The organism is Bradyrhizobium sp. MI1.10 (assembly GCF_055811035.1).
Genome location: NZ_JBVVPN010000009.1, coordinates 147,511 through 163,791, shown reverse-complemented (window position 1 = coordinate 163,791; position 16,281 = coordinate 147,511). Strand labels below are relative to the sequence as shown.

Sequence of the window (16,281 nt, the reverse complement as noted above, 5' to 3'; positions counted from 1 at the left end):
CATCTCAGTTTCCCCGCAGCGCGCCGCTCGAGCGGATCGCGTCTATCGCCAAGTTGCGCTTGTGCCCGGGCTTCGTTGACGGATCGCCGGCCATCCAAGTATTGTGATGCCCGTTCATGCCCGATGCGTGACTGACATGTACCCAGGTTACGTCGCCGGTCCGGTAGCTAACATCGTTGATTGGCGAAAACCGGTCGCCGTAGAGTGATCGGATCACGCTGCGGCATCCCTTAACATAAGCATCCGTGGTGCCGAGCAGCAGAACGAGTTTCACCGAAGAGGGGAGATCGGCGAGATAGGTCCGCGCGCAAGTTTCCACATTGACCAGAATCTCCTCCACGAAGGCCTTCGGCATCACTTCGCCGGTGCAGACGAGCTTACCCTCCTTGTTGGTGCGCGAAAGACTGCATCGCACGAACGATCCAAAGCCGATTTCGGTTTCGGTCTCGACCATCTTCTGGTCGACGGTCTCAGATTTCCCAATGATGCCGAGCAGCCGTAGTTCTTCGGTCAGACGCGGTCGCATATCCTTGAAAGGGATGTCCTCGAAGCGGCCAGTCCGGAACGCATCAGCTTGGGTAAATCCCTTGGAAAACCCTAGGAGGAGAACCGTCGGAGTGGCGGCCCCCCAAGCAGCTGGGTCATTGACCATCCGCCATTTTCCAACCGTTTGCGATTGCTGATCGGACGTGAAGCACCGGCGGCAGGCGATGCGTCCATGGGCCGGAAGGGCAGCAGCGTTGGAAGTGACGAAGGAAGTGGCCATCTTGGATTAGTCTCCGGAATTAGAGTCGTTGGAAGGCGCGTCGCCCTGCAGCGACAGAATTATGGGTACGTGTAAATGGTTGTCAGTTGCCGGTGTTGCCTATGACGAAGCGCCGCTTAAACGGCTCACAGGCGAAAGTGAAGCTCGCCCTCTTCGAGGGCGAGCTTCATGCGATACGTTGCATGCAACTAGCCGGACGCTGTCCGCGCAAAGGGCACCACGTTTGAAGCCCCGGCAATTTCGGGCAGGTCACCGGCACTTTCGTTAGAGAGACGCTCAAGGGGGCGAATCACGTTTTCTTCCCAAAGAGCGGCCGATACGCCTTCAAGTCTCTGGTGCAGCTCAGTCTGGCTCTGGAACCATTCGCGAATAAGGCGCTCCACTCGGTTTTTGAAACCCGGTCCGGCACCCCACTGGGCCGCACATTTCGTCCACAAACTGGCGTCCGCTTCCATAGGGCCGCGATAAACTTCAACAGCCGCTGTGCGCACGGCATCAGCAAAGGATCGACGCCAACCCGCTGCGCTTGCCTCTACCTGCTGGATCGTCTTTTGGGCGAGTGCCAGGTCAGGATCCTGCTTCAGTGTGTCAAGAACAGCCTGGAGCTTCTCGAACCATGCCTGCGACCGGAGGAAAGCGTCCTTGGCTCCGCCTGCTCCCACCTGATGGCTGACGCTGAAGTTGTAATACTCACCTTTCCGACGCGTCATCGCCCAGATGGTCGATGCGTAACGAATGGCCCCCATAGCTTCGATCAACTCCTGCTCAGGTTGCCGGACGCGTGGCGGCAAAGGCGCGTGCGCACCTAGAAAGTGCCCCAACTTGTCGGCGACCGCCTGCACCGCTGCCGTGAAGGCCTTAGTTTGGTGGTTACGGATGACCTCGTCGGCCGCTGCACATTCATCGAGGAGCCTCTCCTCGTAACTCTTTCGTAGACGGGTGATTTGCTCCAGTATTTCGCGGCGGCTCTTGTTGGCGTCATCTTTCTTGGCGTTGAAGAATAGAATGGGAACTCCACGCAACGCGCCGTCGCCGCTGGCGAGCGTCCTGAGGATCTGCTCCCGCTTTAGATTGTATCCGTCCTCATCGTCGATCGGTGGCTCACCGCTATCGTCTTTGATTGCCATAGCCTCTTCGTCACGCGGAAGGGCGAGGACCGAAACCTTGCCAACATCCACACGCATCCCGTGGGCGTTACGCAGGTGATCGAGAAGTAGTTGGACTGACGTACTGGGAGCCTGATTGAAAGTCGAGCAGAGAACGACATGGGTCCGCGCATCCTTCAGGCGCGCATCGAGATCAGCACGGACGGCGATTTCATCGAGCCCTTTGGTGTCTACGGCGGAGACAGTGAGGCCCAACAAATCGGCTCCGAACCCCGGAATGACGAGGTCAATGGATGCCGGGAACGGCACTTCGGCCACGCGACCGTTGTTGATATCCCGGAAGAGCTTTCGCATCTGCTGCATGGCGGTCTTCGCTCCAGCATCCTCGACCCAAATTTCGCGCTGTGTCCGCAATTCGAGCTTCATCCGCTCGATGACGCGAGACCGGAACTCTTCTTCCGTGGCGCAATGGTCCGCAAGCTCTAGCGCCTGGTCGCGCGAGTTCGTCTTGCCCTGAGCGTCCCGTTCGCGTTTCACGGTGAGCCCCGACATGTTGCGCAGGGCTCGCTGGACTTCTTCGCTAACGTTCACGGTGTCGTTCTTTTGGACGTCCGTTCCGGCGCGTCGTAGCCATGTGGCCGCGCAGAAGTCGCCGATAAGATTTCGCATTTCCTCGTCCGACTGCGCTTGAACGACGACCCCGTATCCCGGGCCGCGTCGGATGTTGACCTCGCAGAGCGTCGTGTGCCCGCCCCCCGTCTCGAGGACGACGCGCTCGCGAAGATCGGCTCCCGAGGGATCGAGCAGCCCGTATAGGAAGCTGATCGCCGTCGACTTCCCGACCCCCACCTCGCCAATAAAGGCAATCTGGTGCTCCATCCTTGCAAGGTAGGCAGCAGAGGCTTCAATCGCGGATCTTTGCCGCTCAATCTGCCGCTTCAACGGCCAAGGACGCTCCTCTTCCTTGAGGAACTGATCGATTCCACTCAGAGCCTCTTCAGCAAATTCGATGACGTTGCGCTGCGGGTTCGAGAACTCGGGTCTTTCGACGAACTGCCAGTTCTTGGCGAGGTAGGAGCGATAATCCCCTGCACTCTTTGATCCCATCTCCTCCAAAGCGCCGATAACGCGGAGAAGCTCGCTGATCGCACCGATTTCGCCTTTCTCAATGCGCGATACGCGGCTCTGATCGACCCCAGACTTCGCAGAAACCTGACTTTGGGTCGCCCCAATCTCTGCTCGAAACTGCGCAATATCCTGACCGATCCCGATCGGCACCTGGGCAACATCATTCATGACAATCTCCCTTTGTTTAATCCGCTCGATGATATGTAAATTGAATTTAGCATATATGCAATACTTATTTTTCATAATCTGGTTCGCCCTTCCATTGCGCAGGGGGAGCTTCTGAAATCCTTGATCTTTTTGGCCCTAAGCTCTAGGCCGTTGAGATAGCATTCAACCCCCGGCTGTTCCTGGGCCGCACAGCAACACAAATCCGAGGCGAGAATGGATAAGATCCCCGTCCGACAGGCACTCCTCTGCCCTGCCCTCAAGCGACGCAGGCCAAACAGAGATCCGGCCGCCATACGAGCGCTAGATCGGCTAATCACTCTACTGAGCGCCAGAGAGCTCCGCTGGTGCAGCGAGCCCGCGAGCGCGGGCGCAGTACCGGCCATAGAGGGATGATCGTGATCGCTGAGGAAACTCTAGACCGGCTCGATCGTCTGGTGAACGAAATCGGAAGCCTCAACTGCAAACTCGTGCTTGTGACCGGCCCTTCCGGCGCGGGCAAGTCAGAGCTCCTCGCGGAACTAGCCAAGCGTCATCAGACGTCCGTCCTAAACGTCGGCGCCGCTCTTGGAAGAGCGCTCCTGTCTGTCCCCATGTCCCGCCGACACCTGCGGGCGCCAGACCGACTCCGGGAGTTGTCCGACAACGCCGCAGCCAGCGAATTGATCATTCTTGACGACATCGAGCTGCTCTTCGACCGGACTTTGCAGCTCAATCCCCTCGATCTAATGAAGCGTCTGGCCCATGGACGACGTGTCGTTGCAGCATGGCCCGGAGATATTCAAGAGAATCGGCTTACATACGCTTCGACGGGGCATCCAGAACATCACGACTACGGCGCCGAAGGCGTCGTTCCATTCAAAATGTAATGCATTGGCCGGGGGACAATTTTCAATGCGCTATAATGATCTCATTCAGTTTGAGCCGATCGAATCGGTCATTCAGCTCCTTGATGCCAATCGCCCTGACGAGGCGAAGAAGCTGGTTGCGACCTACGTTATCTCCGATGACATGGCTGAGCGGATCACCAAGCAGATCATCCCTCAGCTTTCCTTCGACGAGTCGATAGATCACAAGGGTATCCTAATAGTCGGCAACTACGGCACCGGTAAGTCCCACCTGATGTCCGTGCTGTCGCTGGTGGCGGAGGATGCGAAATACGTTCCGATAATCCGGCATCAAAAGGTTTCCGATGCCGCAAGCGCCATTGCAGGAAAATTCAAGGTCCACCGCATCGAAATCTCGAGCCAGATGTCTCTGAGGGACATCATCACGCAGCAACTGGAGTTGTTCCTCGAAAAGCATGGCGTCGCTTTCACCTTCCCACCCGCGGACAAAGTGATCAACAACAAGGCGGCGTTCGAGGAGATGATGGCGGCCTTCGCCGAGGTTCACCCGAACCAAGGCGTCCTTCTCGTCGTCGATGAGTTTCTGGAGTACCTGCGGTCTCGCAGGGACCACGATCTCGTGCTCGATCTCTCTTTCCTGCGAGAAATTGGTGAGGTCACAAAGCATTTGCGTTTCCGGTTCGTCGCCGGCGTGCAGGAAGCGGTCTTCGATAGTAGCCGCTTCCAGCACGTCGCAGACAGCCTTCGCCGGGTGAAGGACCGCTTCACGCAGGTTCTTCTGGCCCGTCAGGACGTGAGCTTTGTTGTCGCGGAGCGGCTCTTGAAGAAATCGGCCGATCAGCAGAACAAGATCCGCACCTACCTGACGCCGTTTGCGAAGTTCTACGGCTCGATGAACGAACGCATGGACGAGTATGTGCGGCTCTTCCCCGTCCATCCGGATTACATTGGCACGTTCGAACGTTTGGTCTTTACGGAGAAGCGCGGCGCGCTCGTAACCCTGAGAGATCAGATTCAAGCAATCCTGAACAGCGACGTCCCGACAGAACGTCCCGGGCTGATCGGTTTCGACAAGTTCTGGGAGACGGTGACGTCCAACTCTGTGCTGCGGGCTGATCCGAACATCGGTCCTGTCCTCAAGGTGTCGGAGGTTCTAGCCGAACGCGTGCGCAAGGCATTCACACGGCCTGCCTACCGGCCGATGGCGCTGCGCATCATCGATGGCCTGTCTGTGCATCGCTTGACGACCGGCGGCGACATCTACGTCCCCATTGGTCCAACGGCTGAAGAGCTTCGCGATGCGCTGTGCCTCTATCAGCCTGGAATTGAAGATATGGGCGGGGACCCTGCCGCGGATCTTCTCTCGCTTGTGCAAACCGTACTGCGCGAGACGCTCAAGACCGTCAACGGCCAGTTCATCTCGAAGGCGCCCGACACCGAGCAGTACTATCTCGATCTCAAGAAGGACGTGGACTATGACGCCCAAATCGAGAAGCGTGCAGAGGCCCTATCGGACGATGCACTCGACCGCGCGTACTACGGTGCAATCCGTCAGTTGATGGAGCGAACGGACGAGACCACCTACGTTACCGGCCATCAGATCTGGCAGTATCAGATCGAATGGCAGGATCGCCGCGTTGATCGTAACGGATACCTGTTCTTCGGTGCTCCGAATGATCGCCCCACCGCCCAGCCCGAGCGCGATTTCTACATCTACTTCATCCAGCCATTTGAGCCGCCGCGCTTCCGCGATGAAAATAAGCCCGACGAGGTGTTCTTTCGCCTGAAAGGTCTCGACGACGCTATCCGGCGCCATCTGTCCTTTTTCGCCGCTGCGCAGGATCTGGCTTCGACCGCCAGCGGCGGAGCCAAGGCCACCTATCTCGACAAGGCCAAGGATGCCTTGAAGGACATGAGCAAGTGGCTGCAGGAAAAGCAGATGACCGCCTACGAGGTCACCTATCAAGGCAAGACGAAGACCCTGCAAGAATGGACCAAGGGGGTGTCCCTTCGGGACAAAGCGCGATTGGGGCCGGAGGAACGGATCAATTTCCGTGATGTAGTCAATGTCATCTCCGGCCTGGCGCTCAACAACCAGTTCCGCGAAGTGTCGCCGGAGTATCCGACCTTCTCCGTGCTGGTCACCGAATCCAATCGACGGCAATTGGTGGGCAATGCGCTCAAGGCGCTCGCTGGCGGTACGAGGACCAAAGACGCCGTCGGAGTGCTCGACGCGCTGGAGATGCTGGACGGGGATCGCATCGACCCGACCCGATCCCGTTACGCGCAGGAGATTCTCGCGCGCCTGAAGGCCAAGGGGCACGGCCAAGTGCTCAATCGCAGCGAACTGTTGAGTGGCGCGACGGATGTCGAGTACTTTGCGCCCGTAAAGTTTCGCCTGGAGCCGGACCTGCTGGTTACGGTGCTTGGCGGACTTGTCTATTCCGGCGACATCGTGTTGGCGATCACCGGCGACAAGGTGGACTCCGGCAAGATCACGCTCCTCGCCGAGCGACCGCTCGAAGAGCTGAAGCAGTTCAAGCACGTTGAGGCGCCGAAGGAGATCAACGTCGCGGTCCTTCGGTCTCTATTTGAACTGCTGGCGCTGTCTCCGGGTCTTGCGCAACTTGCTACCCAGGGTTCTGAGGAGCCCGTGAAGCAGTTAATGGAAGCTGTCGGCGGATTGGTGAAGCGGGTCCTCAACGTCACGACCGACATGCAGAACCGACTGACTTTCTGGGGGCAGCCACTTCTGCGCGAAGAAGAGGTCCGTGACTGGCGCAGCAGGCTGGATGGGCTAAAGGGGTTCACTGAAAGCCTGTCGCCCTACAACACCGCCGGCAAGCTCAAGAACCTGCGTATCGGGTCGGACGACATTGAGGCGCAGAAGAAAAACCTCGATGTTCTCTCTGCCGTCGAGCGGATGTTGGAGATGGTCGCTGAACTGGGGACAACAGCAAGCTATCTGTCGCAAGGCGAGATGGTGCTTCTGCCCGACGATGCCTGGGTGAAGAAGGCGCAGGAGACCCGAAAGCAGGTCCTCGACAAGCTGGCACAGGATCGGACCGCTCAGCACGGGGCCGAGTACCGCCAGACGCTCGCGCAGCTCAAGAAGAGCTACGTCACCGCGTATATTGGCCAGCACAGCAAAGCGCGTTTGGGCGTCGCAGAAGAAAAGAGCAAGGCGGCGCTGCGTAAGGATTCACGGCTCGTCGCCATGCGCGCCTTGGCCGGGATTTCCCTTATGCCAACCAGCCAACTTACCGGCTTCGACGACAAGCTCGACAAGCTGAAGAGCTGCGCCGCACTGGTGGAGTCAGAGCTTTCAGCGAGCCCGGTCTGCCTGCATTGCCAGTTCCGACCTTCCAGCGAACAAGGCGATCTGTTGCCCGCCTCCAATGTGCTCAAGCAGCTCGACGAGGAGCTCGACAAGCTTCTCGAAAACTGGGTTCAGACGCTGGTCGAAAACCTTGAAGACCCGATCATCCAGTCGAATTTCGAGCTCCTGAAGGCGTCATTCCGTGAGATCGTGACCGGTTTCTCGGAGAGAAAAACGCTCCCGGATTTCGTGACGCCTGAGTTCGTTGCCGCAGTACAGGAAGCGCTGTCAGGCCTAGAGAAGATCAGCGTCTCCGGCGACGACATCAAGAAGGCACTCCTCCAGGGCGGCTCACCGGCGACGCCTGAGGATCTGCGCAGGCGATTCGAGGCGTTCTTGACCGACCGCTGCAAGGGCAAAGACACCAGCAAGCTTCGCTTCGTCGTAGAGTGAGCCGCGATAAACGCTACAACAACAGGAAAGGCGAGAGTTGCCGATGGACGACCTCCTGCGAACGATAACCAGCAAAAGTAATAGTTCGGTCGAATGTTTGGGACTTCAGTTTCCCAACGATGACGAGCGCAGGGCTCATTTCCTAACGCTCCTGGCCGAAAAACTAAAAGATCCGGTGTTCCGTAGGGAGGACGGCTTTCCAGAAGGTACGGACGAGGCCATCTTGGCAATGTCCGATCCGCCGTATTACACAGCGTGCCCGAATCCCTGGCTCGTCGAATTCGTGAGATATTCCGGACGTCCCCACGAAATCTCCGCGCATTACAGCACCGAACCATTCGTGGCAGACGTCAGCGAGGGAAAGAATGATCCCATCTACAACGCACACAGCTATCACACGAAGGTCCCTCATAAGGCCATCATGCGATACATTACACACTACACCGGGCCGGGGGACCTGGTGCTCGATGGATTTTGTGGCACCGGAATGACTGGCGTTGCAGTGTCTCAGGTAGGACAAAATCGAAGTGCCATTCTCGTAGACTTATCGCCAATCGCTACTTTTATCGCCAGAAATTTGAATGGATCATTAGATGCTATTGCTTTCTCAGATATCTCCCGAACGATCGTGGATGAGTTAAGCGCCCGCTACGGAACTCTTTACGCAACCAATCATAATGGCTGGAAGGTGCGCGACAGGAAGTCCGTTGAGCACAAGCACTACCGCAGGCCGGGCGCTACAAAGGGTGAGGTGGAGTTTGTTCTCTACTCTGACGTCGTCTCATGCTCGAATTGCGGCGCGCAACATTCGTTCTATTCTATTGCCGTCGATGAGATAGAGGACTCGATGCGATCGAGCCTCCGGTGCCCAACGTGCGGCGTGGTGTCGAAGGAATCTGAGTGGGAGACGACCTTCGAGACTATCATCGATCCATTGCTGAAAACACCGCACAAGCAAGCAAAGACAGTTCCCGTCTTAATAAATTACTCTGTTGGCACTAGTCGTTTTGAGAAAATCCCTGATGCGGATGACGCCGCTGCTATCAGCGAATTGGAAGATGAGCTCACGAAATCTGGCTTTCCAATCGTACCTCTTATTGCCGGCCGGGAGACACAGCGAAACGTACCACGTGGCATTACTCATCTTCACCATTTCTTCACAACCAGGGAACTTTTTGCTGTGGCGCTCTTGATGCGCTGCATCGATAAAGTCGAGGACCCAGCGCTTCGTGATGCTTTGCGGTTTGCGCTAACAGCGTGCCTCCCCTATGCGTCAAAAATGCGAAGGTTCAGAGCTGATCGTAAGGGTGGCGGCCCGCTTTCGGGGACACTTTATGTCGGATCGCTTACCACTCCACCTAATGTCTTAAAATCGTTTCTCCGAAATGCCGAAACGATTGCATCCAGCCTCGGCTATCAACGCTCGACACCTCGTCGCAGCATCATCTCAACGCAGAGCTCTACGGCGATGTCCGCCATTCCGGATTCTTGCGTAGATTATATATTTGTGGACCCTCCGTTCGGGAGCAACATTGACTATTCTGAACTGAATTTCTTTTGGGAGGCGCTCCTTGGCGTCGTTACGAGCCAGCGATGCGAAGCCTTAGTCAGCGGCACTCAAAAAAAGGAGATTAACGACTACCGTCTTTTGCTGACCCAAAGCTTCAAGGAATTTTATCGCGTTCTGAAGCCTGGTCGATGGATGACCGTTGAATTTTCAAATACTCAGGCATCGGTTTGGAACACGATTCAAACCGGCTTGCAGGAAGCCGGCTTTGTTGTTGCCAACGTTTCCGCCCTCGACAAAAAGCAGGGAAGTTTCAAGGCTGTCATGACCACGACCGCTGTTAAGCAAGATCTGGTAATATCAGCCTATAAGCCGAATGGAGGCTTGGAGGAACGATTTAGTAAGTCCGGCGGTGGTGAGGAGTCCGTTTGGGATTTTGTTAGGACGCATTTGAGTTACCTGCCGTCCGTAAAGGTAAAAGCTGCCGCACTTGAGTTTATCGCGGAACGCGATCCCAGAATCATGTTCGATCGCATGGTCGCATGGTTCGTTCGTCACAACTGCCCTGTGCCAATGTCGACCCAGGAATTCCAAGTAGGAGTTTCTCAGCGTTTCGTTGAGCGTGACGGCATGGTATTTCTGCCTGAGCAAGCAGCGGAGTACGATAAGAAGCGTGCGCTTGTCGCGCTGGCGCCTCAGATGGAGCTTTTTATCGCTGATGAGAGAAGCGCCATAGATTGGCTTACCGACTTTCTGCGTAAACGCCCATCTACCTATCAAGAACTTCACCCGGAGTTTATTACTCAGCTCGGCGCCGGCTGGAAAAGGCATGAAACGAAGCCGGAGCTGTCCGCCTTGTTGGACGCTAATTTCCTCCGCTACGATGGCTCGAACGGTGTACCGAGTCAGATCCACAGCTATCTCTCCACTAACCATAAGGACCTTCGTGGCTTGGAAAAAAGCGACAAACGCCTGAATGCGAAGGCCAAGGATCGATGGTACGTGCCGGATCCGGCCAAGGCGCAGGACTTGGAGCAGAAGCGTGAGAAATCACTGCTTAAGGAGTTTGAAGCCTACCAGGCGGCACCGGGACGCCGGCTGAAGGAATTCCGACTTGAGGTGCTGCGCGCAGGCTTTAAGAATGCCTGGGCCACGAAGAACTATAAGACCATCATCGGGATCGCCCAGAAGGTCCCCGAGGAGGCGCTCCAGGAGGACGAGAAGCTGCTGCTCTGGTACGACCAGGCGCTGACGCGCATGGAGGCTGGTGCGTGACCTATGTGGGCGGCGGGCACGTCGTTGGCGAGTGGTGCTGGCATGAACGGCATGCCGTGCCTTGCCGCGTCGTCGAGCGCCAGGACGTGTGGGGTGAGACCGCCTACCGCGTCTGGCTTCCGGCCAATGACGCCATCGTGCGGGCCCGCGCTCAAGATCTGCTCCCACTCGATGCCGTTCGACCATCGATAGAGCACATCCTGCACACAGCAGCCGCCGCAAAGCTTCTTGACGCGTTGGAAGACGATCTGCTGCTGGCGCCGATCCAGTCAAGCGTCGTGCCGCTGCCGCACCAGCTCTACGCCTTGAATCGGGCGATGAGCCGCGACCGAATCCGCTACCTGCTGGCCGACGAGGTCGGGCTCGGCAAGACAATCGAGGCCGGCCTCATCCTGCGTGAATTGAAGCTACGTGGCATGGTCCGCCGTATTCTGGTCGTAGCTCCGAAGGGGCTGGTCCGCCAATGGCAGGCCGAGATGCGGCTGCACTTCGGCGAAACACTTCAATTCATTGAGCCTGCTGAGCTGTCGGCATTACGCCAGTGGCGTAGCGACGAGGAGAACCTCTGGCGGGTGCACGATCAAGTGATTTGCTCGCTGGACTCAGTGAAGCCGCTGGAAGGGCGACGCGGCTGGAGTATCGAACAGCTCAGTAGTTACAACCGCGAACGCTTCGAGGATCTGATCTCGGCATCGTGGGATCTCGTGATCATCGATGAAGCGCACCGCATGGGCGGTAGCACGGATCAGGTCGCCCGTTACAAGTTGGGTGCAGCCTTAGCGGAAGCTGCGCCTTATTTCCTCCTCCTCTCCGCGACGCCGCACCAAGGGAAGACGGACCAGTTCCTCCGGCTCATGCAACTTGTTGATCGCGACTCGTTCCCCGACGAGAGCAGCGTCAACCGCGACCGCGTTCGACCATTCGTGATCCGCACCGAGAAACGGGCCGCAATCGATGCGGAAGGCAAGCCACTCTTCAAGCCGCGGATGACGCGGCTGCACGCGGTGGTATGGCAGGATCGGCACACCGCCCAGCAGCAGCTCTACGAGGCCGTTACTGATTACGTCCGCCACGGCTACAACCAGGCCATGGCGGCGAAGCAGCGTCACATCGGATTCCTCATGATCCTGATGCAGCGGCTGGTGACATCCAGCACTGCTGCCATCCGGACGACCCTCGAAAAGCGGCACGCGCTGCTCGACCAGCCCCAGCTCCAGGCGTCGCTATTCGACGACGCCGATGTCGAGGAGTGGGCCGAACTCGACGGCCAGACCCAAGTGGACATCGCAGTTCAGACCAAAGGCTGGGAGATGGAGAAGGCTGAGGTCGACACGCTGCTCGACCTCGCGCGTAGGACCGAAAGCCAAGGGACGGACGCCAAGGCCGAGGCGCTGCTCGAGCTGATTTACAAACTTCAGCAGGAAGAGAACGACCCCGAGCTGAAGCTTCTCGTGTTCACGGAGTTCGTGCCGACGCAGGCGATGCTGGCCGACTTCCTGCAAAGCCGCGGATTCTCGATCGTCACCCTGAACGGTGGCATGGATCTGGACACCCGCACCAAGGCGCAGCAGGCATTCGCTCGAGAAGTGCGCATCTTGATCTCGACAGACGCCGGCGGCGAAGGTCTGAACCTTCAATTCTGCCATGTCATCGTCAACTTCGACATGCCGTGGAATCCGATGCGCGTGGAGCAGCGTATCGGCCGCGTCGATCGCATTGGACAGCCACACATCGTGCGAGCGATCAATTTCGTGCTCGATGACACCGTCGAACATCGCGTTCGCGAAGTCCTGGAAACCAAGCTTGCCATTATCGCCGAGGAATTCGGTGTCGACAAAGCAGCCGACGTGATGGACTCAGTCGCGGCAGAGCCGTTGTTCGACGAGCTGTTCGTCGAGGGGTTGCAAAACCCTGAGGCGATCGAAGCGAAATGCGACGCGGTCGTCTCGCAGCTCCAGGCGACATTGGCCGACAGCCGGAAGCAGAGCGAACTGCTTTCCGACGGCCACGAGCTGGAGGTCGACGACGCAAGGAAGTGGCGCGATCATCCGGCGCAATACTGGCTCGAACGAGCCATCACCAGCGGGCTGCCGGCGCGAGGCGGCGCGGCCACGAAGGACGGCGACGCTTGGCGAATACGCTGGGTGGATGGCAGCGAGTCCGCCAGGGTTTGCTTTGATGCCCGTACCGCCGAGGAGCACCCCGAACTCGAATGGGTAACCCTTGAAGACCCACGCGCCAGGGCCGTCATCAGCGAATTGCCGCGATGTGTGGCTGGGCAGCCTCTCCCAATGGTTAGGATTGCTGGGCTGCCCGAGACAGTGCGGGGGGTCTGGTCGCTCTGGGAAATCAGTCTGTCAGCGGATGACTTCAGCCATCGCAGATTCCTGACCGTCTTCGTCAACGATGACGGTCGGACGTTCATGCCGACGGCAAAAAGGATTTGGGACCTGCTCCTTACCGAAGAGCTGTCGTTGGCAGCGCCGGCTGCGATCGCCGAGACCACTCGCTGGTTCGATGTTTCGCAGGGTGCAGCGGTTGTGCAAGGCGAGCGGGTTTTCTCAGATCTAGTGGAGGAGCATCGGAGCCGGCTCCGGGAGGAGCGAGAGAGGGCCCAGTACGCCTATGAAGCCCGCCATCAGACAATCGGCCGGATAGGGCTTCCAAACGTGCGCGAATATCGACGTAAGCGGCTTCTGGCCGAACATGAAGCGCGGATGGCGCAGCTTGATGACGCAGAAGCGTACACCCCCGATCTCAACGCTGTGCTGATGCTCCGCATCGGTGAAGAAACGGCGCCGCAACTATGAGCCGTTGGATTGACCGCATACTGCAGGAATTCCCGCAAGATCTGTCGCGGTTCTGGATCGCCTCCGATCCAGACGACCTGCTGCTCGACGAGCGCATCCTTTCCAGCCTGCGCGAGCGCGGCTTTGAGCTCCTGCCTTTCGAGGATTCCATCGCTTTCCGGACAGAGTACGAGGAGCGATACCGCGCGGCCTGGGCTCGCGGCGAACCCGCGCCGTCTCGCGCCCTCATCCTGCACTTGCGCGGAACCGAAGTTGACGCGCTGCCGTGGGATTATTTGCGGACCGGCCGCCGAACCAGTCTGAGCCTGGCCAACCTCTTTCCGAAACTCAGCTACAGCGTCGTCCGTCAGATCGGCTCCGAGTACTACGAGGGTCTATTCGAGGCTCAAGATCAGCACAATCCGCAGTCGATGGGGGACGGCGCCACCAAGGACTTCATCCTCACTCATATCTTCAGGATCAGTCCCTACTTGATCTCCCGCCCCGAGGATCTGTGGCGTGAGCTACTGCGCCTCCACTATCGGGGCGATGGCCTCCCGCCGGTTCTCGCAGGCCATGTGGCCATGGTCCTCGGAGCGAAGGCGGCATTCGGCACACTTCCAATTGGGGACCTCCTCTCCTCAAAAAGCTTCCTGCTGCGTGTGGTACAAAGCGCCTGGGATCACTTCCTCTCGCTGAAAGGCGTCACTGGTTCGCGCGCAGCCGACGCAAAGCCTCCAGAAGAAATCCCGGACGCTGCGATCCCATTCGAGCATCCCGATGTTCGGGTCATCGTCGATTCCATGTTCTTCGACGGGATGCTCCAGCCATTAGAAACGCAGGAGCGACCAGAAGGCGTTCCAGATTGGATGCGAGTAGGCATCGTGGAGGATCCGAACGCCCTCGAAAAGCTGGTCATCGAAGGTATACACCGCGTCGCCGGCGAGCTTCCGTCGACAGATGCGTCCTTCCGGGATTGGTTGCTGCTCTCCCGGCGTCTGGGGGAGATGATCTTCCGTTTCCATGGAATCAAGCCGGACCGCGCGGAGGCGATCGGAACACACGTCACGGCGATTCAGAAAGCCGCCGACGAGCATCTGCGCGCCTGGGTCACTAGGCACTATGCCGATTTGCCGTCTCTGCCAGCAGCGAAGAGCCCCGTGATGGTGCATCACGTCCCGCGTTATATCTCCCTCCGGCACGATCCGCGTCAAACTCGCGTGGCGCTGCTGGTTTTCGACGGCATGGCCATGGATCAATGGATCCAGATCCGCGAAAGTGTCGCGCAGCGCGCCCCGAATCTCTCTTTCGAAGAAGGCGCCTGCTTCGCTTGGCTGCCGACACTGACATCCGTGTCCCGTCAGGCGCTGTTCTCCGGCCTGCGCCCCCGCGAGTTCGCAAATTCCATCGACACCACATCCCAGGAACCAGCGCTTTGGTCTCGGTACTGGCAAGATCATGGCCTACGCGCCAATGAGGTTTTTTTTCGCAAAGCGATCAAGCAAACCGCGCAATTGCCGGCGCTTGCGACCACTATCTCCAGTCCGACAACACGCGTAGCAGGGATAGTCATCGACACCATCGATGAGATCGTCCACGGAGCCGTCCTCGGCAAGCGGGGAATTGCAAATCAAATCGCCGGCTGGTGTGAGACTGGATTCGTCGAGCGCCTATTCAACATGCTGCTCGACCAAGGTTTCCACGTCTACGTGACGGCCGATCACGGAAACGTCGATGTCGTTGGAGTCGGACGCCCAAATCAGGGCGCAGTTTCGGAAACCCGGGGCGAGCGGGTCCGGACTTACAGAAGCGAAATTCTAGCCGAATTTATACCTGCGGAACTCGACGCATTCCGCCTTGATATAGCTGGGCTGCCTGCAGACTTCTTGCCGCTTTACGCGGGCACGCGCGGGGCGTTTATTCGACAAGGAGAGGCGATCGTCGCCCATGGAGGCATCTCTGTTGAAGAGCTGATTGTGCCATTCGTTAAGGTAAGTCGCGTGGGTACCGGGACGTGAAAGCAACAGCCCCACAGATCGGTTTTGATCGCTTCATAGAGCTCGATTGGGCGGCCACCGCGCTGCGAGTCCGCGCGGGCTCATCAGAACTGCAGGAGCTAATCCACTTAATCGATGCGACTCACTCTGGCCTGGCCGCGAAGAAGAAAACCCGGACGGTGCTCAATCGGCTCTGGCTTGAACCGCGTCCCGAATTGATCGAGTTTGCCGAGCGAGGTATCCAGCTCTATCGCGAGGCACCTGACACGCCCATCCTGGCGCTGAGCTGGGCCATGGCAATCACGACTTACCCGTTCTTTGGCCGAGTTGCGGAGATTGTCGGCCGCCTCACAGCGTTGCAGGGGGATTGCGCTTCAGCGGAAGTGCATCGGCGAATGGCCGAGGGCTACGGAGAGCGGGAAGGCACTCGCCGGATGACGAACATGGTGCTCCAGACACAGGAGAGCTGGGGCGCCATCGAGCGCACCGAGAAGGGCAAACGCTTGGTCAGACGGCCGAAGCTGTCGGTGCACGATGCCCAAGTGATCACTTGGCTCGTAGAAGCGTGTGTCCGCTATGCGCGGAGGCCGCTCGCGATCGCGACCATGGATTCCAATCCAGTCGCCTATCCATTCGATTTCGGTAGGTCGTTGTCTTATGTCCTGTCGAACTCCGCCGCAGTGGAGCTCCGGTCGGACAGCATGAATAATCAGGTTGTCGGCCTTAAAGGAATTTAGTGGAAGGACTTATCTCCTAACATCCCAGTCGTGAGATACCCGACGCTCCATAGTGCGAAGGTCAATGCGGGCCCTGACCGTGCGCATAACGTCGATAACCCGCTCTGAAACCTGTCGCTTATCCTCGATAACATTTGGCCAGCCTCAGCAAACGCTAACAAGGCAAATTTACTGTTGAGGATTCTCATTGT

At 58.1% G+C, this 16,281-nt stretch carries 8 protein-coding genes; 6 read left to right on the top strand and 2 right to left on the bottom strand.

Features of this window, described 5'->3' with window-relative positions; all coding sequences use genetic code 11:
* Window positions 1-4 precede the first annotated feature (4 nt).
* Together AC0L3K_RS12200 and AC0L3K_RS12195 are read right to left on the bottom strand one after the other, a co-directional pair.
* The gene (locus AC0L3K_RS12200; RefSeq protein ID WP_473366093.1) at window positions 5-766 is read right to left on the bottom strand and encodes a hypothetical protein; all 762 of its coding nucleotides are present in this window, start codon (window positions 764-766) and stop codon (window positions 5-7) included.
* 188 nt (window positions 767-954) lie between these two features.
* A complete protein-coding gene (locus AC0L3K_RS12195; RefSeq protein WP_473366092.1) occupies window positions 955-3,243 on the bottom strand; it encodes a helix-turn-helix domain-containing protein in 2,289 nt (762 codons plus the stop codon).
* Window positions 3,244-3,557: 314 nt separating this feature from the next.
* On the opposite strand from AC0L3K_RS12195, the gene brxF reads away from it, so the two are divergent.
* The 6 genes from brxF to AC0L3K_RS12165 are packed head-to-tail and all read left to right on the top strand — an operon-like array spanning window position 3,558 to window position 16,090.
* Window positions 3,558-4,034, top strand: coding sequence for a BREX-3 system P-loop-containing protein BrxF (gene brxF, locus AC0L3K_RS12190; protein WP_473366091.1), 477 nt, complete (start codon window positions 3,558-3,560; stop codon window positions 4,032-4,034).
* 25 nt (window positions 4,035-4,059) lie between these two features.
* Window positions 4,060-7,785, top strand: coding sequence for a DUF6079 family protein (locus tag AC0L3K_RS12185; RefSeq protein WP_473366090.1), 3,726 nt, complete (start codon window positions 4,060-4,062; stop codon window positions 7,783-7,785).
* Between the two features lie 43 nt (window positions 7,786-7,828).
* Window positions 7,829-10,567: a DNA methyltransferase gene (locus tag AC0L3K_RS12180; protein ID WP_473366089.1), complete on the top strand. Its 2,739-nt coding sequence runs from the start codon at window positions 7,829-7,831 to the stop codon at window positions 10,565-10,567.
* A complete protein-coding gene (locus tag AC0L3K_RS12175; RefSeq protein WP_473366088.1) occupies window positions 10,564-13,377 on the top strand; it encodes a DEAD/DEAH box helicase in 2,814 nt (937 codons plus the stop codon). The genes AC0L3K_RS12180 and AC0L3K_RS12175 overlap by 4 nt, the downstream gene beginning before the upstream one ends.
* Entirely contained in the window at window positions 13,374-15,374 is a 2,001-nt protein-coding gene (gene pglZ, locus AC0L3K_RS12170; protein WP_473366087.1) for a BREX-3 system phosphatase PglZ, read from the top strand. Before AC0L3K_RS12175 ends, pglZ begins: the two co-directional genes overlap by 4 nt.
* Window positions 15,371-16,090, top strand: coding sequence for a hypothetical protein (locus AC0L3K_RS12165; protein WP_473366086.1), 720 nt, complete (start codon window positions 15,371-15,373; stop codon window positions 16,088-16,090). Before pglZ ends, AC0L3K_RS12165 begins: the two co-directional genes overlap by 4 nt.
* Window positions 16,091-16,281: the final 191 nt, after the last annotated feature.

What these genes read in the sequence shown, in the direction of transcription:
- AC0L3K_RS12180 (WP_473366089.1), top strand. Translation starts at nt 7,829, where the DNA reads ATGGACGACCTCCTGCGAACGATAACCAGCAAAAGTAATAGTTCGGTC.
- AC0L3K_RS12195 (WP_473366092.1), bottom strand. Translation starts at nt 3,243, where the DNA reads ATGAAAAATAAGTATTGCATATATGCTAAATTCAATTTACATATCATC.
- AC0L3K_RS12185 (WP_473366090.1), top strand. Translation starts at nt 4,060, where the DNA reads ATGCGCTATAATGATCTCATTCAGTTTGAGCCGATCGAATCGGTCATT.
- pglZ (WP_473366087.1), top strand. Translation starts at nt 13,374, where the DNA reads ATGAGCCGTTGGATTGACCGCATACTGCAGGAATTCCCGCAAGATCTG.
- AC0L3K_RS12200 (WP_473366093.1), bottom strand. Translation starts at nt 766, where the DNA reads ATGGCCACTTCCTTCGTCACTTCCAACGCTGCTGCCCTTCCGGCCCAT.
- brxF (WP_473366091.1), top strand. Translation starts at nt 3,558, where the DNA reads ATGATCGTGATCGCTGAGGAAACTCTAGACCGGCTCGATCGTCTGGTG.